23 protein-coding genes and 2 pseudogenes are annotated in these 24,423 nt (G+C 62.5%); 19 read left to right on the forward strand and 6 right to left on the reverse strand.

Going from position 1 to position 24,423, the window contains the following annotated elements:
• Positions 1 to 132: 132 nt before the first annotated feature.
• The 3 genes and pseudogenes from AC5Y5C_RS04415 to AC5Y5C_RS04425 form a co-directional block, all read left to right on the forward strand.
• Positions 133 to 1,755, forward strand: coding sequence for a flavin-containing monooxygenase (locus AC5Y5C_RS04415; protein WP_499969439.1), 1,623 nt, complete (start codon positions 133 to 135; stop codon positions 1,753 to 1,755).
• Positions 1,756 to 1,910: 155 nt separating this feature from the next.
• Positions 1,911 to 2,705, forward strand: coding sequence for an SDR family NAD(P)-dependent oxidoreductase (locus AC5Y5C_RS04420; RefSeq protein WP_499969440.1), 795 nt, complete (start codon positions 1,911 to 1,913; stop codon positions 2,703 to 2,705).
• Positions 2,706 to 2,878: 173 nt separating this feature from the next.
• Positions 2,879 to 3,230 (forward strand): annotated as a pseudogene (locus tag AC5Y5C_RS04425) (Rossmann-fold NAD(P)-binding domain-containing protein); the annotation flags it as partial.
• 84 nt (positions 3,231 to 3,314) lie between these two features.
• On the opposite strand, the gene AC5Y5C_RS04430 reads toward AC5Y5C_RS04425, so the two are convergent.
• Positions 3,315 to 4,196 carry an alpha/beta fold hydrolase gene (locus AC5Y5C_RS04430; protein ID WP_499969442.1) on the reverse strand — a complete coding sequence of 294 codons (882 nt, stop codon included), beginning with the start codon at positions 4,194 to 4,196 and terminating at the stop codon, positions 3,315 to 3,317.
• A gap of 230 nt (positions 4,197 to 4,426) precedes the next feature.
• On the opposite strand from AC5Y5C_RS04430, the gene AC5Y5C_RS04435 reads away from it, so the two are divergent.
• From AC5Y5C_RS04435 to AC5Y5C_RS04470, 8 genes are read left to right on the forward strand one after another with little or no spacing between them, the layout of a single operon-like run.
• Positions 4,427 to 5,197, forward strand: a complete 771-nt coding sequence (locus tag AC5Y5C_RS04435) for an MlaE family ABC transporter permease (RefSeq protein WP_255799557.1) — start codon at positions 4,427 to 4,429, stop codon at positions 5,195 to 5,197.
• Positions 5,194 to 6,051, forward strand: coding sequence for an MlaE family ABC transporter permease (locus tag AC5Y5C_RS04440; protein WP_499969444.1), 858 nt, complete (start codon positions 5,194 to 5,196; stop codon positions 6,049 to 6,051). The genes AC5Y5C_RS04435 and AC5Y5C_RS04440 overlap by 4 nt, the downstream gene beginning before the upstream one ends.
• A gap of 10 nt (positions 6,052 to 6,061) precedes the next feature.
• On the forward strand, positions 6,062 to 7,249 hold the full coding sequence (locus AC5Y5C_RS04445; protein WP_499969446.1) for an MCE family protein: 1,188 nt from the start codon (positions 6,062 to 6,064) through the stop codon (positions 7,247 to 7,249).
• Entirely contained in the window at positions 7,246 to 8,277 is a 1,032-nt protein-coding gene (locus AC5Y5C_RS04450) for an MCE family protein (RefSeq protein ID WP_499969447.1), read from the forward strand. Before AC5Y5C_RS04445 ends, AC5Y5C_RS04450 begins: the two co-directional genes overlap by 4 nt.
• The gene (locus tag AC5Y5C_RS04455; protein ID WP_499969449.1) at positions 8,277 to 9,359 is read left to right on the forward strand and encodes an MCE family protein; all 1,083 of its coding nucleotides are present in this window, start codon (positions 8,277 to 8,279) and stop codon (positions 9,357 to 9,359) included. The genes AC5Y5C_RS04450 and AC5Y5C_RS04455 overlap by 1 nt, the downstream gene beginning before the upstream one ends.
• Positions 9,356 to 10,798 carry an MCE family protein gene (locus tag AC5Y5C_RS04460; protein ID WP_499969452.1) on the forward strand — a complete coding sequence of 481 codons (1,443 nt, stop codon included), beginning with the start codon at positions 9,356 to 9,358 and terminating at the stop codon, positions 10,796 to 10,798. The genes AC5Y5C_RS04455 and AC5Y5C_RS04460 overlap by 4 nt, the downstream gene beginning before the upstream one ends.
• A complete protein-coding gene (locus AC5Y5C_RS04465; RefSeq protein WP_499969454.1) occupies positions 10,795 to 12,045 on the forward strand; it encodes an MCE family protein in 1,251 nt (416 codons plus the stop codon). Before AC5Y5C_RS04460 ends, AC5Y5C_RS04465 begins: the two co-directional genes overlap by 4 nt.
• On the forward strand, positions 12,045 to 13,592 hold the full coding sequence (locus AC5Y5C_RS04470) for an MCE family protein (RefSeq protein ID WP_499969455.1): 1,548 nt from the start codon (positions 12,045 to 12,047) through the stop codon (positions 13,590 to 13,592). Before AC5Y5C_RS04465 ends, AC5Y5C_RS04470 begins: the two co-directional genes overlap by 1 nt.
• 87 nt (positions 13,593 to 13,679) lie before the next feature.
• Here AC5Y5C_RS04470 and AC5Y5C_RS04475 read toward each other — a convergent pair whose 3' ends face one another.
• The gene (locus AC5Y5C_RS04475) at positions 13,680 to 14,195 is read right to left on the reverse strand and encodes an Rv2253/PknI dimerization domain-containing protein (RefSeq protein WP_499969457.1); all 516 of its coding nucleotides are present in this window, start codon (positions 14,193 to 14,195) and stop codon (positions 13,680 to 13,682) included.
• A 160-nt stretch (positions 14,196 to 14,355) separates the two neighbouring features.
• On the opposite strand from AC5Y5C_RS04475, the gene AC5Y5C_RS04480 reads away from it, so the two are divergent.
• From AC5Y5C_RS04480 to AC5Y5C_RS04495, 4 genes are all read left to right on the forward strand, one after another.
• Positions 14,356 to 14,718 (forward strand): hypothetical protein, encoded by a 363-nt coding sequence (locus AC5Y5C_RS04480; RefSeq protein WP_499970568.1) that lies wholly within the window; start codon positions 14,356 to 14,358, stop codon positions 14,716 to 14,718.
• Entirely contained in the window at positions 14,711 to 15,166 is a 456-nt protein-coding gene (locus tag AC5Y5C_RS04485; RefSeq protein ID WP_499969459.1) for an Rv2576c family protein, read from the forward strand. The genes AC5Y5C_RS04480 and AC5Y5C_RS04485 overlap by 8 nt, the downstream gene beginning before the upstream one ends.
• A 143-nt stretch (positions 15,167 to 15,309) precedes the next feature.
• Positions 15,310 to 16,035 carry an Rv1363c family protein gene (locus AC5Y5C_RS04490; protein ID WP_499969461.1) on the forward strand — a complete coding sequence of 242 codons (726 nt, stop codon included), beginning with the start codon at positions 15,310 to 15,312 and terminating at the stop codon, positions 16,033 to 16,035.
• Entirely contained in the window at positions 16,032 to 16,649 is a 618-nt protein-coding gene (locus tag AC5Y5C_RS04495) for a twin-arginine translocation pathway signal (protein ID WP_499969463.1), read from the forward strand. Before AC5Y5C_RS04490 ends, AC5Y5C_RS04495 begins: the two co-directional genes overlap by 4 nt.
• Positions 16,650 to 17,419: 770 nt before the next feature.
• On the opposite strand, the gene AC5Y5C_RS04500 is transcribed toward AC5Y5C_RS04495, so the two are convergent.
• On the reverse strand, positions 17,420 to 17,872 hold the full coding sequence (locus tag AC5Y5C_RS04500) for a nuclear transport factor 2 family protein (protein WP_499969464.1): 453 nt from the start codon (positions 17,870 to 17,872) through the stop codon (positions 17,420 to 17,422).
• 31 nt (positions 17,873 to 17,903) lie between these two features.
• Positions 17,904 to 18,481, reverse strand: a pseudogene (locus AC5Y5C_RS04505) (SDR family NAD(P)-dependent oxidoreductase); the annotation flags it as partial.
• A gap of 544 nt (positions 18,482 to 19,025) precedes the next feature.
• Here AC5Y5C_RS04505 and AC5Y5C_RS04510 point away from each other — a divergent pair.
• Positions 19,026 to 20,246 carry an NADH:flavin oxidoreductase gene (locus tag AC5Y5C_RS04510; protein ID WP_499970570.1) on the forward strand — a complete coding sequence of 407 codons (1,221 nt, stop codon included), beginning with the start codon at positions 19,026 to 19,028 and terminating at the stop codon, positions 20,244 to 20,246.
• Positions 20,247 to 20,256: 10 nt separating this feature from the next.
• Here AC5Y5C_RS04510 and AC5Y5C_RS04515 read toward each other — a convergent pair whose 3' ends face one another.
• Positions 20,257 to 20,571 (reverse strand): hypothetical protein, encoded by a 315-nt coding sequence (locus AC5Y5C_RS04515; protein WP_499969465.1) that lies wholly within the window; start codon positions 20,569 to 20,571, stop codon positions 20,257 to 20,259.
• Positions 20,572 to 21,246: 675 nt separating this feature from the next.
• On the opposite strand from AC5Y5C_RS04515, the gene AC5Y5C_RS04520 reads away from it, so the two are divergent.
• Positions 21,247 to 21,681: a MarR family winged helix-turn-helix transcriptional regulator gene (locus tag AC5Y5C_RS04520; RefSeq protein ID WP_499970572.1), complete on the forward strand. Its 435-nt coding sequence runs from the start codon at positions 21,247 to 21,249 to the stop codon at positions 21,679 to 21,681.
• A 42-nt stretch (positions 21,682 to 21,723) separates the two neighbouring features.
• Complete coding sequence (locus AC5Y5C_RS04525; protein WP_499969467.1) at positions 21,724 to 22,803, forward strand: DUF1254 domain-containing protein; 1,080 nt, start codon at positions 21,724 to 21,726, stop codon at positions 22,801 to 22,803.
• Here AC5Y5C_RS04525 and AC5Y5C_RS04530 read toward each other — a convergent pair.
• On the reverse strand, positions 22,800 to 23,369 hold the full coding sequence (locus AC5Y5C_RS04530) for a TetR/AcrR family transcriptional regulator (RefSeq protein WP_134084226.1): 570 nt from the start codon (positions 23,367 to 23,369) through the stop codon (positions 22,800 to 22,802). The genes AC5Y5C_RS04525 and AC5Y5C_RS04530 overlap by 4 nt on opposite strands.
• A 69-nt stretch (positions 23,370 to 23,438) precedes the next feature.
• Between AC5Y5C_RS04530 and AC5Y5C_RS04535 the strand changes: the two genes are divergently transcribed.
• Positions 23,439 to 24,371: a TauD/TfdA dioxygenase family protein gene (locus tag AC5Y5C_RS04535; protein ID WP_499969469.1), complete on the forward strand. Its 933-nt coding sequence runs from the start codon at positions 23,439 to 23,441 to the stop codon at positions 24,369 to 24,371.
• Positions 24,372 to 24,423 lie beyond the last annotated feature (52 nt).

The following is a 24,423-nucleotide window of genomic DNA, read 5'->3' on the forward strand; positions in this document are numbered from 1 at the left end:
GGTGTTGCTTCAATGTGGGCTCCGAACACCGCACCAACCGATACGCCCGGCGATCGGGACATCGCCAACCAATCGCCCGGTCACCGGGAGGGAAGCACTTCACCCGAGTGATGGCTGTCTAACTTCTGGTGCGTGAGTGATACCGCACAGCCGCAGCTGACCTCAGTGGACGCCGTCGTCGTCGGTGCGGGATTCGCGGGTCTGTACGCGCTGCATAAATTGCGCTCGCAGGGACTGTCCACCCGAGTGTTCGAGGCCGCGCCCGAAGTCGGCGGTACCTGGTATTACAACCGCTATCCCGGTGCGCGGTGCGACGTCGAAAGTGTCGACTACTGCTTTTCGTTCTCCGATGAGCTGCAGCAGCAGTGGACGTGGTCGGAGAAGTACGCCACTCAGCCGGAGATCCTGCGTTACATGAACTGGGTTGCCGACGAACTCGACTTGCGTGGCGGCATCACCTTCAACACCCGGGTCGTCTCGGCAGTCCTTGACGAGGACACCCTGCGCTGGACGGTGCGCACTGACACCGAAGAAGTGGTGCAGGCCAGGTTCCTCATCATGGCCACCGGTCCGCTGTCTGCGGCCCTTACGCCGAACTTCCCCGGACTCGACACCTTCGCCGGAAAGATCTACCACACCGCCCACTGGCCGCACGAAGGCGTCGACTTCACCGACCAGCGTGTCGCGGTAATAGGCACGGGATCCTCAGGCATTCAATCGATTCCCCTCATCGCTGAGCAAGCCCATCACCTCCACGTATTCCAGCGCACCCCCAATTACAGCGTCCCGGCGGGCAATAGAGCGCTGAGCGCCGACGACGTCGCCGAGGTGAAGGCCAACTACGCCGAGCGGCGGCGACTGTCCTGGCGCAGCGGCGGCGGATCGCCACACGTTGCCCACCCGAAACTGACCATGCAAGCCACCGAGAAAGAACGTCGCGAGGCTTTCGAAACTCGTTGGCAACTAGGTGGAGTGCTGTTCTCCAAGACCTTCACCGACCAGATGACCGATCCCGTTGCCAACGAACAAGCCCGCAAGTTCTACGAGGAGAAGATCCGCGCCGTCATCGAGGATCCAGCCGTCGCCGACCTACTCATCCCCACCGACCATCCGATCGGCACGAAGCGAATCTGCACCGACACCAACTACTTTCAAACCTTCAACCGGCCCAATGTGACGCTGGTCAGCGTCCGCAACACACCGATCGACTCGATCGACAGCCTCGGAATCAACACCGCCGACGCACGTTACGACTTCGACGCGATCGTGCTGGCCACCGGCTTCGACGCCATGACCGGCGCACTGGCCAAGATCGACATCGTCGGCCGTGGCGGACGGCGCCTGAGCGAGGACTGGTCCCACGGACCGCGCACCTACCTCGGGCTGGGCGTTGACGGATTCCCGAACCTGTTCCTGGTGTCGGGGCCAGGGGCCCCCGCTGTGCTGGCCAACATGGTGCTGCACGCCGAGGCTAACGTCGACTGGATCGCCGGGGCGATCACCTATCTAGACGAACGCGGCTACGCCGCCATCGAGGCGACACCGGACGCGGTGAGCGACTGGGGCGCCGAATGTGCCAAACGGGCCGAGGCCACCCTCTTCCCACAGGCCAACTCTTGGTACATGGGTGCCAACGTCCCGGGCAAGCCACGCGGATTCATGCTGTTCATCGGGGGATTCGCCACCTACCTCGATATCTGCGGCGAGGTAGCCGGCACCGGCTACAAGGGGTTCAGCCTGCACAAGGCGCCGTGATGGCAGGCTACGCGGCAAGATCGCCCTCGTCACCGGCGCCGGACAGGGAACCGGCCGCGAGGCGTTCGCCGAGTCGGCTCGCGCCATGAACATGCTCGCGGTGCCGTGGGTGTGGGCCGTCGACGCGGGAAGTGCCCAACGATAGGAGATCTTCAATGACCGACCGAAACGCATACGGGCCCTGGGCAGTCATCGCCGGCGGCTCAGAAGGGGTGGGCTCAGAGTTCGCGCGGATGCTGGCCGAGGACGGATTCAATCTGGTCCTCATCGCCCGCAAGCCAGGTCCGCTCGAAGACACCGCCCAACGGTGTCGCGACCTGGGCGTGCAAGCCCGCACCATCGCCGCTGACCTGCTCGACCCCGCGTCCGTCGGCCAGATCGCCTTGGCTACACAGGACCTCGAGGTCGGTCTACTGATCTACAACGCGGGAGCCAGCACCTGCAACGAGCCCTTCCTGCACGCGGACCTGACCGACTTCCAGAAAGTCATCGATCTCAACGTCACGCGGATGATGGAGCTGGTTCAACTGTTCGGGCGCCCCATGGCCGCCCGCCGCCGCGGCGGCATCCTGCTCGTCGGGTCGCTCTCGGGATACATGGGGGCCGACCGGCATTCGGTCTATGCCGGCGCCAAGGCATTCTCCCGGATGTTCGCTGAAAGCCTGTGGCTGGAACTGCGCGAGCACAACGTCGACGTGCTCGAGCTGGTCCTCGGCGTGACCCGCACGCCAGCGATGGAACGCATCGGCCTTAACTTCGACGCCCCCGGAATGCTGGTCAACACCCCAACCGACGTTGCCCACGAGGGCCTGGACAACCTCGCCAACGGCCCGGTGCTCGTGGCGGGCGGTAACGCCGAGCGTGCCGTGGACAACAGCGCTCCCGACCGGGCCCGCGTGGTGCTCGAAACCCACGAAGCCATCCGCGAACTCGTCAATCTGCGCAAGTAGCATGCGGATCGGTCTGTCAACGCACGTCGTCGTGCAGGTGCCCGGTGTTGCCTGCGAGTGGGAGCACTCGGCGACGATCGATGACCTCGCGTCGGTGGCGAGCGCCGCCGATAGGGTCGGTTTCGACTTGCAAGACGCGGAGGTCACCGCGCACCGCCAGCATCAAGCGCACCCCGAGCGCCGACCGGCCTCGACTGATCCTGCAGACCAACCATTACGGTGTCGTGGAGTGGTCGACCGCCTGGCAGCCGACCTTGGCGGCCGCGCGAAACGACAAAGTGGTCGTGGTATCCAGTAACTCAACGACCACCGTCTCGCTGGTACCGCGCCGAGCCGTGAGGGCGGTGCTGGCAGGTGACCCTGACAAGACGGTGCGCGCAGTGAAAGTGTTCGGCGGCGCGGGCCATGGTCTACGCGGCCAAGGTCGCGGTCCGCCGCTGGGTGCGCCGGCATGCAGTTACCGCGCCGTGGGCCGGAAGTGGCATCAGGCTCAATGCGTTAGTGCCGGGTGCGATCATGACGCCTACTTCCGCAGCGACCACTGGCCGTCGCCGTTGACGGTGGTGGGAACCCCGCGTTACTTGCTGCGCGCGAGCAGGTTTCGCGGCGCTACCTAGGTTCGGTCAAGAACGCCGAGACCGTGCGCTCGAACGCGTCCTTGGCTTCAATCATCGCCCAATGCCCGCACTTGGGGAACACGTGCAATTCGGCGTTGGGGATGGTCCGCATCGGGATCAGCGCCATGTCCAACGGGCTGACGCGATCGTCGCGGCCCCAGGTCAACAACGTCGGGGCCTCCACCCGGTGCATCTGGGCCCACGGCATTGGCACATCGGAGGTCCTCATCATGTCCATCATCGCCGCGAACGCCGCCTTGCCGTACATGCGTCGAGCTGCTGCCAACGTTTCCGGGTCAGTCGCCAACTGCCAGCGTTCGTCGATCAGCTCCTCGGTGACCAGCGACTGGTCGTAGACCATCGAGCGCAGCCAATCGACGAGCCGCTGCCGGGTGGGATCCTCGGTGAACTCCTGCAGCAGTCGGATCCCTTCGCTCGGGCCGGGGCTGAACACGTTGGTGCCGATGCCGCCGATGGTCACCAGGCGGCCCACACGGCTCCGGTGATGGATGGCGGTGTTGATGCCGACGCCGCCGCCCATCGAGTTGCCGACGATGTCCACCTGGTCCACGTCCAATGCATCCAAGAACGGCGCCACAACACCTTGCGCGGTGACCATGGGGTGCCCGCCCACGTCGTCGCTGACGCCGAAACCTGGGAACTCCAAGATCAGGCAGCGAAAACTTCGAGAAAAAGTGGGCACAATCCCGCGGAAGTTCCGCCAGCCTGTGACGCCGGGCCCGGAGCCGTGTAGGAACAGCACAGGTGGACCGTCTCCGACGTCGTAAAATCGCAGTACGCCTGCGGCCGTTCTGATTTCGTGCAAATCAGCACCGGGGGTGCTGGCAGGCGGCTGTTGGGAAAACTGGGTCATGGATCCTCCGTGACGGCGGGCGCGGGTGGCCGCCACGCTGTCACACGCGTGCGTCCGTGCGATCCCTGAATCCCGGTGATCGGGTCGCGAGTCTCCCCGCGCGACCACCGGACAGTCTCCCGGTAAGCGGGACAGCCTCTGTGCCCTAGCTCACTGTGCTGCCAGTGTTGCCAGTCGAGACACAGCCGATGCGCGCAAGGTCGTGCGGGCTGAGAAGGGACGACGTGGTGATGATCCGTACGGCTATTGACGCGCCGATGCGGGCAGTGGGAGGGCTGTTCGCTATGTCGGTGGACGCGGCGAAGTTCATCTTCGTGCGGCCCTTCCAGTGGCGCGAACTGCTCGACCAGTCCTGGTTCGTGGCCCGCGTGTCGCTGGCGCCAACGCTATTGGTGGCTATCCCGTTCACGGTGCTGGTTAGCTTCACCCTCAATATCTTGTTGCGCGAACTGGGCGCGGCTGATCTGTCTGGTGCCGGCGCGGCATTCGGCGCCGTCACCCAGGTTGGGCCCATGGTTACCGTGCTCATCGTGGCCGGCGCTGGAGCGACGGCCATGTGTGCCGATCTCGGTTCTCGGACCATCCGCGAAGAGATCCAAGCGATGGAGGTACTCGGCATCAACCCAGTACAGCGCCTGGTTACCCCCCGGATGCTGGCTTCCGGGATCGTGGCGCTGCTGCTCAATAGCTTGGTCTGCATTATTGGCATCATGGGCGGCTACTTCTTCTCGGTCCTTGTCCAAGACGTCAACCCTGGTGCATTCGCCGCAGGCATCACGCTGCTTACGGGGGTGCCTGAAGTGATCATCTCCTGTATCAAGGCCGCGCTGTTCGGTCTGATCGCCGGGCTGGTCGCGTGCTACCGCGGACTGACGATTAGCGGCAGCGGCGCCAAAGCAGTCGGCAACGCCGTCAACGAAACTGTTGTGTACGCCTTCATGTCGCTATTCGTCGTCAACGTCGTCGTGACTGCCATCGGCATCCAAATGACGTCCAAATGATCAGCTCGGTGACGCTGCGGTCGGCCTACCCGCGCCTGGTGCGAGGCGTGAATAGACCGGTCTTGGCTTTGGGAGCTGTCGGTGATCATGTTCTGTTCTACGCCAAGGCGTTGGCTGCGACCCCGTTCGCGGCTCGCCGCTATCGGCGCGAAGTGATCCGGCTGATCGCCGAGATATCCATGGGCGCAGGCACGTTGGCGATGATCGGCGGTACCGTTGTGATCGTCGGATTCTTGACCCTGGCAACAGGCGGGGTGCTGGCCATTCAGGGGTACAGCTCACTGGGAAATATCGGGATCGAGGCGTTGACTGGCTTTCTAGCAGCCTTCATCAACGTGCGCATCTCCGCACCGATCGTCGCAGGCATCGGGTTGGCGGCCACATTCGGAGCGGGTGTTACTGCGCAATTGGGCGCCATGCGTATCAACGAGGAGATCGATGCGCTGGAGTCGATGGGCATCCGCCCGATTGAGTACCTGGTGAGCACCCGCATTGTGGCCGGAATGATCGCCATCACGCCGCTGTACTCGATCGCAGTGATCCTGTCGTTTCTGGCCAGCGAATTCACCACCGTCGTCTTACTCGGCCAGTCGGGCGGTCTCTACGGTCACTACTTCAACACCTTCCTCAACCCGATCGACCTGCTCTGGTCATTCCTACAGGCCTTGCTGATGGCGCTGGCCATCCTGTTCATCCACACCTATTACGGCTACTTCGCCACCGGCGGCCCGTCGGGCGTGGGCGTCGCAGTCGGAACTGCGGTCCGTACTTCGCTGATCGTCGTCGTCTCGGTGACCTTGCTGATCTCACTGGCTGTCTACGGCTCCAACGGCAACTTCAACCTGTCAGGTTAGGGGACACACCGTGTCGCGTGACGCTGTTCGCCCATTGGCGGGTCTAGCCACCACTGTGGTGATTATCGGAATCATCACCGGGGCCATCGTGCTGTTCCGCGGCGATGTCAGCAGAACGGTTCCCGTGACGGTGCTCTCGCCGCGTGCAGGCCTGGTGATGGGTCCTGACGCCAAGGTCAAGCTGCACGGCGCCCAAGTCGGAAAGGTCGTGTCGATCGACGCGCTGTCCGATGGGTTGTCCGCTATCCGCTTGGCGATGGATCCCTCGGCGTTGGAACTCATTCCGGCCAACACGCTTGTCGATATCGCCTCGACCACTGTGTTCGGGTCGAAGTTTGTCGACCTGGTGCCACCCGAGCACCCTTCTCCGGAGTCGATGCATCCCGGGCAGGTACTTGCGGCCAAGAACGTCACCGTCGAGATCAACACGGTGTTCCAGCAGCTGGTGTCGGTGTTGTCTCAGATCGAGCCCGACAAGCTCAACGAAACCCTCGGTGCACTCGCGCAGGCCGTCGACGGTCGTGGGGAGAAGTTCGGCCAGACCCTCTCCGATCTGGACGCGCTGCTGGCCAGGCTCGATCCCAGTCGGTCCAACCTCAGTCGCGACATCAAGGTAGCCCCGGCGGTTATCGGCGCCTATGCCGACGCGGCACCGGATCTGCTGGCAATCGCTGCCAACGCCACCCGGATCAGCGACACCGTCGTTGAGCGCCGAGACGACCTCGACACTCTCCTGATCAGCGTCATCGGGTTGGCCGACATCGGTAACGATGTCTTGTCAACCAACAGCGCGCCACTGACCGACGTCCTGCACCTGTTGGTCCCCACCACTGAGCTCACTAACCAGTACAACTCGGCGATCAGGTGCGCCCTGGGGGGGTTGGAACCGCTGGCCACAGGCCCACCCCAGCCGCTGCCTGGTGTCATGCTGCTCGATTCGTTCCTCCTGGGTACCGAGCGGTACCGCTACCCCGTCAATCTCCCCAAGGTCGCGGCTAAAGGCGGCCCCCAGTGTATGGAGCTACCCAGCGTGGGCTTCGAACGGCGGCCGCCTTTTGTCGTTACCGACATCAACGCAAACCCGGCACAGTATGGAAATCAAGGCATTTTGCTCAATTCCGACGCACTCAAGGAAGCACTGTTCGGTCCGCTGGACGGACCACCACGCAACACCGCGCAGATCGGCCAACCCGGATGACGGCATCGAAAGGGGTAGCCGTTAAATTCGGTGCCTTCAGTGTCACGATGCTGTTGTTGACCGCCGTTTTGTTTGCCATCCTCGGCCAGTACCGCACGGGCTCTACGAACAGCTATACAGCGGTGTTCACCGATGCCTCCAGCCTGAAATCTGGTGATTCTGTGCGCATTGCTGGCATTCGCATCGGAACGGTGCACAGTGTGGCCCTGCAGTCTGACAACACGGTGCAGGTGGACTTCGACGCCGACCGGGAAGTCGTGTTGACCACTGCCACCAAAGTCGCGGTCCGTTACCTCGACCTCGTCGGCAACCGTTACCTCGACCTCATCGACAGCCCCGGATCGACCAGGATTCAGTTGGCCGGGTCGCAGATTCCGGTGGAACGTACCGAACCGGCATTGGACCTCGACCTGCTCCTGGGCGGACTCAAACCGGTCATTCAAGGACTAAACCCGCAGAACGTCAACATACTGACCAACTCGCTGATTCAAATCCTACAGGGCCAAGGTGGCACCGTGGAATCACTGCTGGCTCAGACGTCGTCGTTCACCAAGGCACTGGCCGACAACGGGCAAACGGTGCAGCAACTGATCGATAACCTGCAGCAAGTGATGGCCACCGTCGCAAAGGACGGCGACAAATTCTCCGGCGCGGTCGAAAGTCTCGAACAACTCATCTCCGGCCTGTCACGTCAGCGTGACCCCATCGGGGAAGCCATCATTGCACTCGACACCGGGACTGCGTCGATCACCGACTTACTCACTCAGGCGCGACCTCCGTTGGCCGGCACCGTCGATCAACTGAACCGCATGGCGCCGCTGCTGGCCAACGAGGACGACAAGGCGCGCCTGGACCTGGCACTGCAGAAGGCGCCCGGAAACTACCGGAAGCTCGTGAGGCTGGGCTCTTACGGCGCGTTCATCAACCAGTATTTGTGCGGATTGAACGTACGCGTCACCGACCTGCAGGGCCGCACCGCGTACTTCCCGTGGATTATGCAGAACACCGGCCGATGCGGGGAACCCTGATGCTTAAATATGCTGGCCCACAATTGGTTCGGTCCGGATTCATCGGCGTCGTCCTGATCATCCTGGTCATCGCAGTCGGGCTGCGACCACAACAGCTGATCTCCTGGGCGACCGCGCTGCACTATCGGGCGTTGTTCGCCGACGCAGGTGGCCTCACCGCAGGCAACGACGTCAAGGTCTCCGGAGTGACGACGGGCACGGTCACCGACGTCACTCTCGACCGCGGCAAGGCGCTGGTCAGCTTCAACCTGGATAGCTCCGTGCGGCTCGGTACCGACACCACCGCCCACATTAGGACCGGAACCGTACTGGGTGCCCGGATGCTGACTCTGGAACCCGCTGGCGCCGACACGCTGCACGCGGGCGGCGAGATCCCGCTCTCACGGACCTCGTCGCCGTACTCGCTGACCAACGCTGTCAGCGACTTCACCGCCAACACCGCAGGAACCGACACCACTTCACTCACCCAATCCCTGGATACCCTGTCGGACACTATCGACAGGATGGCGCCGCAACTGGGGCCCACCTTCGACGGCCTGACCAGGCTCTCGGAGAACCTCAACAGCCGAAACCAGTCACTGGCGGGGCTACTCAGGAGTGCTGCCGATGTCACCGGGATCCTGTCGGAGCGCAGCGCCCAGGTCAACACACTGCTACTCAATGCCAACGACCTGCTGGGAGTCCTCGACCAGCGTCGCTACGCGATCGTCAACCTGCTGGCCAACACCTCGGCGCTGGCCCAGCAGCTCTCTGCTTTAGTGGCCGATAACGAAAAGGAGCTGGCACCGACTCTGGAGAAGCTGAACTCGGTGACTGCCATGCTGGAGAAAAACCGCGACAACATCGCCCAAGCCCTCAAGGGGCTCGCGAAATATCAAGTTACCCAGGGCGAATCGGTGAGCAACGGGTTCTACTACAACGCCTTCGTCGGTAACCTGATCCCCTCACAGATGTTGCAACCATTCCTGGACTACGCCTTCGGGTTCCGGCGCGGCGTCAATGCTGGGCAGCCATCGGACAACGCTGGCCCCCGCGCGGAATTCCCCTGGCCGCACAACGGTATCCCCGGAGGAAGCCGATGACAGCCCACCGCACGACACTAAATAAGACTGTGCTGATCGCGCTCGTCGGACTGCTTGTCGCCGGCGCCGCGTTCATCGTGGTCCACACCATCAACCGCCCCACTGCGATCACCGCCTACTTCACCTCCGCCACGGCCATCTACCCAGGCGATGAAGTCCGAGTATCCGGGGTGAAGGTGGGCACCATCACCGCCATCGAACCACAAGGAGCACAAGCGAAACTGACCCTCGCCGTCGACCGCGGAGTCCCGATACCCGCCGACGCCAACGCCATCATCATGGCCCAGAACCTCGTCTCGGCGCGTTACGTGCAACTCGCCCCGGCCTATGAAGACAGCGGGCCCACCATGGCAGACGGAGCCCAGATCGGCGTCGAACGCACCGCCGTGCCCGTCGAATGGGATCAGGTCAAAGACCAACTGATGCGGCTGGCCACCGATCTGGGGCCGATCAACGGCGTCTCGGGGACCTCACTGAGCCGTGTCATTGATAGCGCTGCCAAGGCGATGGACGGCAACGGAGACAAACTGCGCCAAGCGATTAGCCAACTGTCCGGGGTGGGGCGCATCCTGGCTGACGGCAGCGGCAACATCGTCGAGATCATCAGCAGCCTGCAAACCTTCGTCAGCGCGTTACGGGACAGCAATAGCCAGATCGTGCAATTCCAGGACCGGCTCGCCAGCGTCAGCAGCGTCATCGACGGAAGTCGCAGCGATCTTGATGCCGCCCTGACCAATCTAGGGACCGCGGTCACCGAAGTGCAGCGCTTCGTCGCTGGAAGCCGCAACCAGACTGCAGAACAACTGCAGCGGTTGAGCCACGTAACCCAAAACCTGGTCGACAACCGCACTGCGCTGGAGAACGTTCTGCACGTCGCTCCCAACGCGATCGCAAACGGCTACAACATCTACAACCCTGACAGCGGCACCGCCGTCGGGGCGTTCGCCTTGTCGAACTTCGCCGACCCCGTGTCGGTGGTGTGCTCGGCGATCGCTGCAGTGAAGAACGCCACGGCGTCGGAGACCTCCAAGCTGTGCGCGCAGTACCTCGGTCCGGCGCTGCGGCTGATCAACTTCAACTACCTGCCGATGCCGTTCAACGCCTACCTGCGCAAATCGCCCAGCCCAGACAACCTTGTGTACTCCGATCCCAACCTGGCTCCTGGCGGGCCAGGCGGGAGCCCAGATCTGCCGACGATTCCTCCTGCGGTGTCGGCCTACACAGGCTCCGGGGACGTGCTACCACCGCCAGGGTGGGAAACAATGCCGGGCGCACCAGGTGCTCACGCCCCCAACGGATTACCGGCGAACCCTTCGCCGGCGCTGTTTCCAGGTGCTCCCATCCCTCCTGGCGTGCCTGACCCACCGCCGGCCCCCGGGCCGACCACCCTGCAGGACATGCTGCTCCCCGCCGAAGCACCGCAGGCAGGGACACCATGACCAGGAGACGCTCCACCTGTGCTCTGGCGGCGATCACCTCGTGCGTCGTATTCGCCGCCACCGGATGCACCTTCAACGGTCTGAACTCTCTGCCCTTGCCGGGCACCGTGGGCCGCGGCTCCGGGGCCCAGACCTATCACGTGGAACTGACCAACATCGGGACGCTGGAACCCAATTCGCCGGTACTGATCAGCGACGTCGTCGTCGGCAGCGTAAGCAAGCTGGCAGTGCTCGACTGGCACGCTGACGTCGAGATCTCAGTGAAGTCCGACGTCGCTGTTCCGGCCAACGTCACCGCCGCCGTCGGCCAAACCAGTCTGCTCGGTTCGATGCACCTAGCACTCAACCCGCCGCTGGATCAGCCGCCCACTGGCCGACTGCAACCCGGCGCCACCATTGGACTGGACCGGTCCTTGACCTATCCGTCTACCGAACAAACCCTGTCGTCTCTATCGGTCGTCGTCAATGGCGGTGGCCTGGGCAAGGTCGGCGATATCGTCGCAGAATTCAACGCGGCGCTCAGCGGCCGCGAAGACCACATCCGCGATCTGCTGACACGTCTCGACGACTTCGTCGGTCTGCTTGACAGGCAACGTGACGACATTAACGCCTCCATCGCTGCGCTCAACCGTCTGGCTGGCACCCTGGCGGGGCAAAATGATGTCATATCCCAAGCGCTGCACAGGATTCCGCCAGCCCTCGACGTCCTGATCAAAGAGCGGCCTCGTATTACCACCGCACTGGAGAAATTCCGTCTCTTTAGCGACATGACTACCGGGTTGATCAACGCCAGCCAAGCCGACCTCGTCACGAACCTGAAGAATCTGGAACCGACAGTGCGCGCGCTGGCCGATGTTGGACCCAGCCTGGGAACCGCCCTGGCCTTCGCACCGACTTATCCCTACCCGCAGAACTTCATCGACCGGGCGATCCGAGGGGACTACTTGAACGAATTCATCACCTTCGACTTCACCGTTCCCCGGCTCAAGAGGGGCCTGTTCCTCGGTACCCGGTGGGGGCAGGAGGGAGCCTCCCTGGTCCCAGCCCCAGGCGATCCCTTCTACGCGAACTACAGCAAGGATCCGCTGAACGCCCCGATCACGCCTCCACCCCCAGAGGTTGCCTCCGTGCCACCACTGATCGACCCGTCACCGGGATCTGCACCTGCAACAACGTGGGCGGGGGCCGCCCCGGCCGCCGCCCCGCGCTCTCCCGTACCGGCGCCCACAGTCGGAGATACCAACTAATGCTGACACGCTTCGTCCGAACGCAACTCGTGATCTTCGCTGTCATATCGGTTATCGGCATGGCCGTGATGATCGGCGTATACCTGCAGGCACCCATCCTCCTGGGCATCGGCCGCATGACAGTCACGCTTGAGTTAGCAGGCACCGGCGGGCTGTATCAGTTCTCCAACGTGACCTATCGAGGCGTGCAGATCGGCAAGGTCACCGAGGTGCGGCCCACCCGCGAAGGCGCAGAAGCAACCCTGTCGCTGAATACTTCGCCGAAGATTCCGGCTGAACTTCGTGCCGCAGTGCTCAGCGTCTCGGCTGTAGGCGAGCAGTACGTCGACCTGCAACCTCGTAACGACTCCGGACCGTACCTGCGGGACGGCTCGGTCATACCGGTGGCGAAGAGCTCGATTCCGCAAGCCGTGGGGCCCATGCTGGATCAGGTCAGCGCGTTGATCGGCAGCGTCCCCAAGGACAAGATCAGCCCCCTGCTGGACGAGACGTTCCGAGGCTTTAACGGATCCGGCTATGAATTCGGCTCGCTGCTCGATTCATCGTCGCGACTCATAGGCGACGTCAACGCTGCTGCTGACCAGTCGCGATTATTGATCGATGACAGTGGCCCCCTGCTCGACGGGCAGGCGCAGTCTATCGACGCCATTCGCACCTGGGCGCATAGCCTCAACGGGGTCACTGAGCAACTGGTCACCAACGATCCGCAGATACGCAGGCTGCTATTGCAAGGCCCCGGGGCCGCGGACGAAGCGTCGCGTTTGTTGACCCAAATCAAGCCGACGCTGCCGGTATTGCTGGCCAACCTGACTTCGCTCGGTCAAATCGGCGTGACCTACCATCCCTCACTGGAACAACTACTGGTGTTGCTGCCGCCGGTCGTGGCCTCCACCCAGTCGTACGGCGCGCCCAAGAACAACCCCGTCGGCATGTCACTAGGGGATTTCACCCTCAACATAGGTGACCCGCCGGCCTGTACGGTCGGCTTCCTCCCACCGAACATGTGGCGCTCACCGGAGGACACCACCGACATCGATACTCCCGACGGGCTGTATTGCAAACTGCCCCAGGACTCACCGATCGGGGTTCGCGGCGCCCGAAACTACCCTTGCGTGGGTAACCCCGGCAAGCGTGCGCCGACTGTCGACATCTGCAACAGCGACAAACCCTATGAGCCACTGGCGATGCGGCAGCACGCCCTGGGCCCTTACCCGATTGACCCGAACCTGATCGCGCAGGGAATACCGCCCGATAGTCGTGTCGGCCCAGACTCCAATATCTACGGTCCCCCCGAGGGGACGTCCCCACCATCACAGGGCCCGGACGCACCCCCGCCTGTAATTGGTCCGTCCCACCGAGCCGGGTCCGGCCCGGTGGCGGCGCCAAGTTCATACGGCGGGAACGGGTCTGGCGGTCCATCGGTCGCGATCGCAACCTATGACCCGCAGACTGGTCAATACGCCACGCCCGACGGCACGGTATATCGACAGTCCGACCTGGTGGCCCGCCCAGGGCCGCGGTCGTGGAGGGACCTCTTCCCAGCATGAGTCACGACCTATCCCGACACGCGGACCTCGCGACGGCATAGGTCGTGACGCGCTGCAGATCCGCGTGACGCTGGCCGTTCGGCGCGCCTAGCCGCCGACCTTGACGAGTTTGAACGGCATGCTGATGAAGAGCGTCTTGCTGCTTCCGCAAGATCCGCTTACTCCGGTGGTCTGATCATCTCCCATCAGGGTCGACGACGCTGGATCGGCGGCGCTGCCGTCGGGGGTCGCGGGATAGAAGCGGAACACCTGAAGTCCAGCCGCCGTGGCGCCGTCGGGGCAGGGCTGCCAGTTGTCCACGGTCCGCTTGACGTACCACACGGCACTCTTTTGATAGATGGGTGCCGTCCAACCCCAGTCACTGGTCACGGTGCCGGTGCACTCGCCGGGGTAACTGCACGTCGAGGTGATCGTCCACGTACTGCGGATGCTCGCCTCGTCGTGGTAGATGTCGTTAGTCTTCGCCCATTCACCGTTGGATGTAGCGGTGTAGGTGCCGTTGAGCGCCCAATCGATCGGGCTGGCTATAGCCGATGTGTTGGAATCCGTCATGATCGCACTGGCGAGCATGGCGGCCATTGTCAGCATCTTCGGCACGCGCATCGCTACTCCTCTGCTTGTCGCTAACCGGCCATAATCGGCAGAGCTCACCCTTCACTGTCCGACGTTTGCCGCGATTTGGTTGAGAACCTCCCACCTGGTGGACGCTTAGATGGCGTCACGGACTAGCCGTGCCACAGTGGCTCTCGTGTATTCGATTCCGATGGTGATGGTCGCGCTCATAGTCTGCGGAGTGCTCACGCCGGGCGTCGGGGCCGCCGAGCCCGCCGAATGCAATGAGCCGGCGTGTGTTCCAGGGATTGCTGGCGGGGTGGTTCTCGGCGCATCATGCTCGGAGACGGCCTACTTCGTGTTCGGTACCACCTCATGGGGACGGCTGGTGTTCTGCGGATCGCCGCGTCGCTACGCACCGCGTTACTTCAGATCCCCGCCTATGGCGGGGATCAAGAACGAAAATGCGGACTGCACAGGCTATTTGAACCAGGTAGCGCAGGCGCCAGATGGACTCTTCCTGAGCTGCGTCGCCGACGACAAATCGACCCGGTGGGTTCGTGGTGATGCGTAGGGGAAGCGGTCGGCCGCTGCGCGGTTGGGTCCGCAGGGGAGCGCGCGCCGTACTGTCCGCCCCGCTGATTGTGCTTACGGCCGCCGCGCTGACGGCAGCACCAGTGCGAGCTGATGATGCAGTGGTTCACCGGGTCACCTACACCGTCACCTCTGAACACCCCACCGATATCGATGTCTACTATCGCGACGTGGACCCGCCAAGCTGGGCGGACTACAGCCATAACCCCTACCACTTCAGCCCAAAAGATGAGGTCGCCCTTTCGTCGGGAAAGGCATGGGTACGCGAGGTCGCGCTTGTCGATCCCGCGCAGTGGGCCATGGTCGCGGTGGCCCGCACCTCGATTCGATCCGAAGGCGTCATACGATGCGAACTCGCAGTCGATGGAACTGTCGTTCACGCCGCTGAGGGCCCCGCTGGAGCAGTGTGCTCGCTGCGTCACTGGTAGAAAACACCGCGCAGGACTCGTGGGCCGCTGAGCGGGAACATTGGATCGTGCGGTGTGCGTCTCTCGTTAGTGTCCCCCTAGCGGAAATCGCTGAAGCGTGGTGAGTTCAGCCGATCATCGTCTGGAACGGATAGGAGGTTGCGATGCCGTCTGTCAAGCATCGATTGTCGAACCTCACGGCGAGGAAGCAACAGGCCCTGGAGCCGGGTGACCTAGCTACGATGGCCGAGACGGAGGCAGCTGAAGCTGAAGCGCTCGCGATGGCGGCCAGGTCGCGGGCGGCAGAATTACGTAGACAGGCTGACTCTGACTCAGAGGATTCCGATGGCGCCACTTCAGAAGTGGAGGGCCTCGCGCCAGAAGCGCCGTCGCGCCGCACCTCGAGATCCGCACGGATGACCGTCGTTTGCGGCGTGATGCTGCTCTGCTCGCTCGGGCTACTGGCTGTGAGCGGACTTCTTGTACGACATCACCAACAAGCCGAAACGGAACGGCAACGCACCGCCGAGTACACATCTGCGGCCCGCCAGATCGTCGTGACTTTGATGTCGCTTGACTCAGCCAAGGCCAAAGACAGCGTGCAGGCAATCATCGATAGCTCCGCTGGCCAGTTCAAGAGCGATTTCGAAGACGCTTCAGAAGATTTCGTGAAAGTGGCGCAAGACGCGAAAGTCAGCACAAAGGCGGCCGTGCAGGCGGCCGCTGTGCAGACGATGAGCGCTGACACCGCGCAGGTGCTGGTGACGGTGACATCGACAGTAAGCAACGCCGCCGGTGCCGACCGGCAGCCACGTTCATGGCGTCTGAGCCTTGAACTGACTAGGGACGGAGGACAAATCAAAATGTCCAAACTCGAATTTGTTCCATGAGCGCCGACGTCATGACCAGCGAGGTAACGGAAGGTACAGAGGACACCGTCTGCAGTACCGAGTGGACGGAACGCGGTGGTGAAGAGGCACTCGCGGGCGATGGACGCCGCGGGTGGTGGACACGTGTGAGCGTGCGTGGGCTATCGATGGTGGCACTGTCGGTGCTGTTCGTGGTTTCGGCAGGATTGGCTACGGGTCTCTACTTTGGGCAATACCGGGTCGACCAGCAGCTGACGTCCACTGCCGCCAAGACGGTGTTGAACGCGGCGTCAGAAGGCAGCGTAGCGCTGCTGTCCTACAAGCCCGATAGCCTGGCGGCGGATCTAACGGCCGCTAAGTCGCATCTAACCGGTGAATTCCTCACTTACTACAGCAAATTCGCCGACGACATCGTTGCGCCAGCTGCTAAGGACAAGGGAATTACGACCAAGGCATCGGTGGTACGGGCGGGTGTTTCTGAGCTACATCCGGAACGTGCCACGGTCTTGCTCTTTATCAATCAGACCACCACCGGTCACGGCCGGCCCGATACCGCACAGGCTGCCAGCAGCGTCATGGTAGGAATGACCAAAGTGCATGGGACATGGCTTATCTCCTCGTTCGACCCTGTGTAGCCGCACTAGTTCTTGCTCGGTGGAACATATGACATCCGTCCATCCCGACGACACGCGCGGGGGCTTATCGTGGCATTGGCATTGGCATTGGCATTGGCATTGGCATTGGCATGGGCACGTAATACGCGCCCGCCGCGAGTTGCTCGCAGCCACAATGTTGTCGATAGGTCAACGACCTTTAGGTCCTGTCGGGCCAAAAGGGAAGCGAACCGGACAGCGCCAGCTGTGCGGCTGCCAGGGTGGTACTGAGCGAGCCCCCCGAGGCGACGGCCCTGTAGAACGCCCAGGCAATTGGCGAAACCCCGCACTGCCGCCGAGTTTATCGCCGAAGTTGCTCGCGGCGAAATCGGCCCACATCTTACGAACTTCTGTGGCCAATTTTAGGTTGATCAAGCTCTGCGGCAACAGCATTGGCACGTGTTGATGACCTGACCATCGAACGTCGAGTAGTCGATAGTTACATCAGAAGGCCGCTGAACGGGAGAGGGACTAGGCGAGGGCGTCCTCGCTCCTGAAGCACGGACGCTATCCACCAGCTTGACTTGGGTCAGTGATTAGTCACGCACCGCGGCACCGGCGACTACATCGCATCCCGGAGTTCTCCATCCAGCGGCCCACGCTGCAAACCAGAGCCAGCATGTACCGGCCCCCTTCGCATGTGTGGCGACGCAGCGGGGTTGTAGCTTTCGTGACCGGCGAGATCGCCGATGAGGATCGAGTCGCGGTGCAAGTCGAAGGCGTGTTCTCCGGCCGACGCAAAACGTAGGCGCTTAGCCCAGTCTGCCGTTAGGGGAGAGAATCGCAGGGTCGCCGGTGTTTGTCGACCACCGTGCGTCGCGACGCACAATGCGCCATCCCTGAACACGCCGTTCCCAGCGGTCGAGGTACTCGCCGTTCGAGTCGAAGACCGAACCGACCAGTTCGCCCGCCCGCTGGTGTCGTGCCTGAACGTATGCCTCGCTGAGCGCGCTGTCGCCGTCCACGTCGACGATGACGCTGCCGATCAGATGCTGTGTTCCACCGCACTGGTCGAGGTGGCCGCTCATCAAGGCCCGTAGCGCGGCCAGGCCGTGCTCGTCGCGGCCCGAGCCGTAATCGAAGATGACGTCATCGGCGAACACATCACCTAACTCGTCGAAGGACTTGCCGTCCGCGATCCGCGCGAAACAAGAAAGCGCGCGAGTGATCTCACGCTCATCGAGAAGCGTTTGCAAATTGCTCATATCAGTACCCCTTTGCTCGATATATGTAGCGTCAGCCCGCTGTCTGGCCGCCGTCCACCGGAACCGCGATTCCGGTGATCATCCGTGCCTGATCGGAGGCGAGGAAGGCGACGGTTTCTGCGATGTCCTGCGGTTCACAGAGTTCGCTGTTGTTCAGCCAGGGGGCGGACCTGGACACTGCCTGCCAGTCGATGTTCTCCGGAGGCTGCAGTCCGGTGAGCATGGCAGTTTTGACACCGGTCGGACATACGGCGTTGACTCGTACACCATTGTTGGCAAACTCGAGTGCCAACGACTTGGTTAGGCCGATTAAACCGTGTTTCGAGGCGGTGTAGGCAGCCTGGTATGGAACGCCGACTAGGCCAGCTGCCGATGACATGTTCACGATGCAGCCCTTGATTGCACCAGATGTGGTATGACGCAGCGGGATAGATAGAAGGGGCCGTCGAGGTTGACGCTCATCGATCTCGACCACCGGTCGGCGAGTGCTGCAAAGTCGACAACGCCTGCGATGTTGCACAGGACGTCGAGGCGGCCGGTGTCACGGGCCGCCGCCTCAACCAGCTCGGCGCAGGCGTCCGGGTCCGTCACGTCAATCCGATGAAACACCGCTGCTGAGCCGATGCTCCAACAGCGTCCGCCAGGCCGTCGGCGTTCCAGTCGCCCAAGACCAATCGGCAACCCTCGCTGGCGAGTTGGCGAGTTGGCGAGCGACAGCGAGCCCGATGCCCGAGGCCGCGCCCGTCGCGATTGCCGTCTTGCCGTCTTGCCGTCGAATCTCATCTTAGACATGCGTACTCCTGTCGACCCTGATCTCGGTATCTGCTGTGAATCGGCTGCGTCTGAATCTGCAACGGCGACCAACCATTTCGTGGGTTGTGGTTTGTCGAGCACGTCGCCATCGGCAGCGCGATCTTGTTGCACATCTCGACCAGTCAAATTCAACTGTGACGGCGTTAGATCGCGGGTGCCCGTTGAGTGGAACACCCGAGTCGAGCATGTCTTGTGCCGGTGAACGGGACGATGCCCAGCCGGGCAGGTTGCATGGTGTTAAACCGGATCACACTGACCAGACGGCAGCGGAAAGGTTTCTATAGTGGCTTTCACCGAGCGACCAAGCACAGCGGCGTCCGTGGATCCATTGGAACCTGCGATGCTCGGGCCCGTTCGATTGCGGAACCGCGTCATTAAGGCAGCGACATCCGAGGGGCGATCCCCTGACGGGCAGGTCACCGACGATCTCATCGAGTTCCATCAGCGCTTTGCCCTAGGGGGCGTCGGGATGACCACCGTGGCCTACTGCTGTGTCTCCCGAGACGGTGCCAGCGCGCCTGGACAGGTTGTCATGGAAGCGGCCGCCATACCGGGTCTGCGGCGGCTCGCCGATACGATCCACAACGCGGGAGCGGCGGTCTCGGCCCAGCTCGGGCATGGAGGCGTCGTGGCGACCCGCAAGGTCAACCGCGTCACACCCGTGGCGCCCAGCAGATTCGTAAACCCCAGTTCTTTCGACTATTGCAGACCGATCAAGCGTCACGAGATCCAACGTGTCATCGAGCAGTTCGGCGACGCTGCCCAAGTGGCCGCTGACGCTGGATTCGACGCTGTTGAACTGCATTTTGGTCATCTGTATCTACCCAGTTCGTTTCTTAGCCCGTTGATCAACCGTCGCAAGGACGAGTATGGCGGCAGCATTGACAACCGGTCGCGGTTCGTCCGCGAGATCGCGCAGCGGGTGCGCGAGGTGGTCGGTCAGCGTATCGCCGTCACTGCCAAGTTGAGTATGGACGACGGGATGCGGGGTGGAATCTCACTGGCCGAATCACTTCGGACCGTCCAGTTACTCGACGCGGACCGTAATCTCGACGCTATCGAATTGACCCAGGGCTCCTCGGTGTACAAGCCGCTCTACATGTTCACCGGCGACACCCCGGTCGATGAGTTTGCTGCGGTGATGCCGCCACCAGTGAACCTCGGATTGCGGCTGATCGGCAAACGCGCGCTGGGCGAATACCCTTACCACGATATGTTCATGCTGGACTCTGCTCGCCAGTTCGTTCCCGTCGCCGAACACACTCCGCTGATCCTGCTCGGCGGTATCACCAATCGCGATCACATGGTCAGCGCTTTGAGCGAGGGCTTCAAATTCGTCGCGATGGGCCGCGCGCTCTTGCGCGAACCGGATCTCGTCAACCAGATGCGCGACGATCCGGCTAAGCGCAGTCGTTGCAACCACAACAACAAATGTATGGTCACCGTGTTCGGGTCTACGCACTGCGTTCTCGACCCTGCCCAGCGTTACGGTGACGTCGCTGCACCCGAGTACCTCGTCGCCGACCATGCTCGGGTGGTTCCTACAGGGGGTGTCGGGTAGGTCCCGTGGCTCAGCTCAGGTGTGGTATCACCTTGTCGGTCAGTAGCTGTACGGATTTCCGTGCCTCTTCGATGGGCATGCCACCGACGAGAGGGTGGAATACCATTGGCCCGTAGGCTGGATCGCGCGCTTCTTCGAGTAGTTGCTCGGGTGTGAGGAATAGGTATCTTCCGGAGGCCTTGACCTCGTCGATGAGCGTGGCGCCGGGAATGTGCATCATCGACAGGGTTTCGGTTGTCCAAGCACCGTAGGTAGCCGCCTCCCGCAGGATGTGTTCGCCGAGTTCTGTCCACGCCTGTTCGGGATCTTCATGCAAGAAGATCATTCCCCGGTTCACCCGTGCCAGCAGGATCAGGTTTGGTGTGATGCCGGCTGCGATGCAGAGATTCTGGTAGTACTGCGCAAGTTTCGGTTGGTAGCGATGTTCGTACCGGTCAGCGGGAGATCCATGAATTCTTCTCCACCTTGGAGGCAAGGACCGTCACACGGAACTGGTCCTGCTTCGTATCGTCGGAAATGAGGTGGCATACTCGTTCCCCGTCACCTTCGAGGCTGGCGACACGCCGATGCGCCTGCAACCGATCGATAAGATGACGTTCAACTCTGATGGTCAAATTGTTTCCGTAAGAGGTTATTTCGCGCCAGGTGAGATCTTCAATCAGTAGTGGTTACCCACGGATGGGGAGCCTTCCACATTGTGTAGGACAATCATCCCTTCTACATCGGAGCCCACCGCCGAGGTATTGGTTGCCAGCCATCGGCTACCGGTGCCCTGGGTCGATCCAGTCGATGTCAGCAATGCCCGGGTCTTTCCGGCGCCCGATGAGGCGCGGTAAATCACCGATGGCGCAATCGTGGTGGGTGCAGGGCTAACTCAGAAAACCTGACCCAATATCGGTGTGCTTGTTCGCACTATTTTAGGGCGCTATGTCAATAATCTCTGGTCTTGAGCCACCGCGGCCGGTAGATACTAGGCGACTGGTATGTCAACATGGCTGAAATGGATCCGCAGGAATGGCAGCCTCTCGGCGCGTTGGTGTATCGCGTGTCGGCGGCCTTGCGTTCGGAGATTGCGGCGGCGTTGGCGCCGCTGAATCTGCCCTTCCCGCAGTACGTCTGTATGAGGGTGCTGTCCAAGAATCCCGGCTGGTCCAATGCGGATCTGGCCCGTGCGACGGATGTGACACCGCAGTCGATGAACACGGTGCTGCAGGCGCTGCAAGACGCCGGTTTGGTGTCCCGGCCGGATACCGTCGACTCCGGGCGCGCGCGCCCCGCACAGCTGAGCCGGTCCGGTGCCGCCTTGCTCAAGCAGGCAGACATACTGGCGCAAGAGGCCGAAGAGCGGCTGCTATCGAGCATCTCGGCACAGCAGCGCAGCGACTTCTTCCAAACCCTGCGTGATATCGCCGGTGAGGATGCGACTACCTGCTGAACCTCGCGTCCGGCGGTGGCGCCGGCGAGTAGTTTCGGTGCTATGAAAAGGCTCGCGGCATGTGCGGTAGTTGGAATATCGGCAGTGCTCGTCGGGTGTTCGGCACCCCCACCGTCAGTGGTGCCCTCCAGCACGCCGGGCGTACCGGCCCCAGAGCGACGCACATCAGAGGGCGCAATCATCGTCACTCCAGACAACTTTGTACGCGCGGAGACGGACCTGTATTTCGGGAACATCGTGAAGGACGGCGGTTTTGGTTCCTTCCATCACATCCGTGAGTTGTCTCCGCTGGATAGGCAGCTGGTCATCCGCCAGAACCGCGACACGCTCTACTCGTCGGCGGTGTTCGACCTGGATGCGGGGCCGGTCACCCTCTCGACGCCGGATCCGGGACAGCGGTTCATGTCGCTGCAGCTCATCACCGAGGACCACTACGTGCCGGCGGTCTTCTACGGCAGGGGTGAGCACACCATCACCAAGGAGCAGACCGGTACCCGCTACGTTGCCGCGGCGGTGCGGACCTTGGTGAATCCGGGCGATCCGGCCGACCTGGCACAGGTCCACGCCCTGCAGGATGCCGTCGTGGCACGACAAGACCGCACGGGAGAGTTCGTTGTCTCGAAGTGGGACAACGCAAGTCAGCAGAAGGTTCGCGACGGGCTGCTCCAGCTTGCCGCGACGCTTCCCGATACCAAGGCGACCTTTGGCACCAGGGACGCCACGGACCCGGTGCGTCATCTCATCGGCACCGCATCGGCCTGGGGCGGGAACCCCGAGAAGGACGCCCTCTATCTCATGGTGAATCCCGCCAAGAACGACGGCGCCACGGTGTATCGGCTCGCCGTGGGACAGGTGCCGGTGGACGGATTTTGGTCGGTTACGGTCTACAACAAGGACGGGTACTTCACGCCAAATGCCCGGAATGCCTACTCGCTCAACAACGTTACCGCGCAGCGGGATACCGGCGGCACCACCACTGTGCAATTCGGGGAATGCGCGGACGCCGCGGTGAACTGCCTGCCGATCACGCCGGGCTGGAACTACACGGTGAGGCTGTACCGCGCGCAACCGCAGATTCTCGACGGCCAGTGGGTGTTCCCTGAGGCGCAGCCCGTCGGTTAGTCGGCCCTACTGGGGGTAACGAATTTCGCGACCTGCTGGGCAACCTCGGATCGGATATCGGCCTCGGACATGTCGTCGAGACCGAAACCGGCCCGCAGGCTGGGGCCCATCAGTCGCCAGCCAAGCTGTAGCGCGATCGCGTGGGCCCCGGCCAGGCGTGCCTCTCGATCATCGGCGTGGGCAGGACGGATCTGTTCGAGCAGCCATTCCATGCCGGGTTTACGTTCTTGCAGTTCTTCGATGGGGAAGCCGTCAAGAGTGGAGCGGACCATGACGCGCAGCTGTAGATCGTGTGCCGCCTCCAGCTCTTCACTGGGTGCCCCCGCCTCCCGCAATGCCACTGCGGCATCGGCCAGATGCTGCAAGGTGTCCGCCAGCAGCTGACGCTTGCTTCCGAAATGGCGGTGCACCAGACCGTGGTTCACACCCGCGCGAGTGGCGACCTCCCGGATGGACGTTGCCGTAGGCCCCTTCTCGGCGAAGAGCTCGGAGGCGGCGTTCAGGACGGCCTCCACGACCTCCTCCTTGCCGACAGGTCGGACGTCCGTTGCCTCCGGTGTAGTCATGTGTGTACAGTAGCGGATGGCACGGTGTAGTCGATTGACTACACCCAACGAATATCGAAGGGACGGGCCATGAACAGCGATTTTCGTGTGGTGAAGGTGGGCGAGAACATTGGTGCCCGCATCGAGGGTGTACGCCTCGGGGAGGTGGACGCCGAGACGGCGCATGCCATCAACGAGGCAATGCTGGAGCACAAGGTGATCTTCTTCCGTGGACAGCGTCACCTCGATGACGAGGCCCAGTTCGCGTTCGCGCGGTGCATGGGTGTCCCGACGTCGGCGCATCCCACGCTGAAATTCGACGGTGAGCGCGTGATGCGGCTCGATTCGGAGGAGGGTGGCCGTGCCAACCAGTGGCACACCGATGTGACCTTCGTGGACCGGATTCCCAAGGCATCCATCCTGCGGGCGGTCGAGTTGCCGCCCTATGGCGGAACCACCACCTGGACCTCGACGGTTGCGGCCTACCGACAGCTGCCCCGGGCCTTGCAGGAGCTGGCGGACAACCTCTGGGCCATGCACAACAACCAATTCGATTACGCCCAGGTCGATCCCGCCAAGGTGGCGGAGCTGCTGGCCAAGGCGGGGTCCGGATCCAAGTATGTGCGCGAGTTCGGGGCGACACATTTCGAGGCACATCATCCGGTGGTCCGGGTGCACCCCGAGACGGGCGAGAAGGCACTGCTGCTGGGCAACTTTGTCAAGCGGATCCTAGACGTGAGCGCAAGCGAGTCACAGGCGCTGTTCCGGATGTTCCAGGATCGGATCACCTGGTTGGAGAACACGATTCGATGGAATTGGGAGCTGGGTGACGTCGCGATGTGGGACAACCGGGCCACCCAGCACTACGCCATCTCCGACTACGGCGATCAGCGGCGCCGGATGCATCGCGTGACGCTTGCCGGTGATGTGCCGGTCGGTGTCAACGGCGAAAGCAGCCGGATAATTGCCGGAGACGCTAGCGACTACTCGGTGATCGACAACCCGAAGCGGCTGGTGGCGTAGGGCCGCGGGACATCGAGTGGGAATCTCGCGAGGAAATCCGGCCGATTCTCCT

The organism is Mycobacterium sp. NGS15, assembly GCF_059813245.1.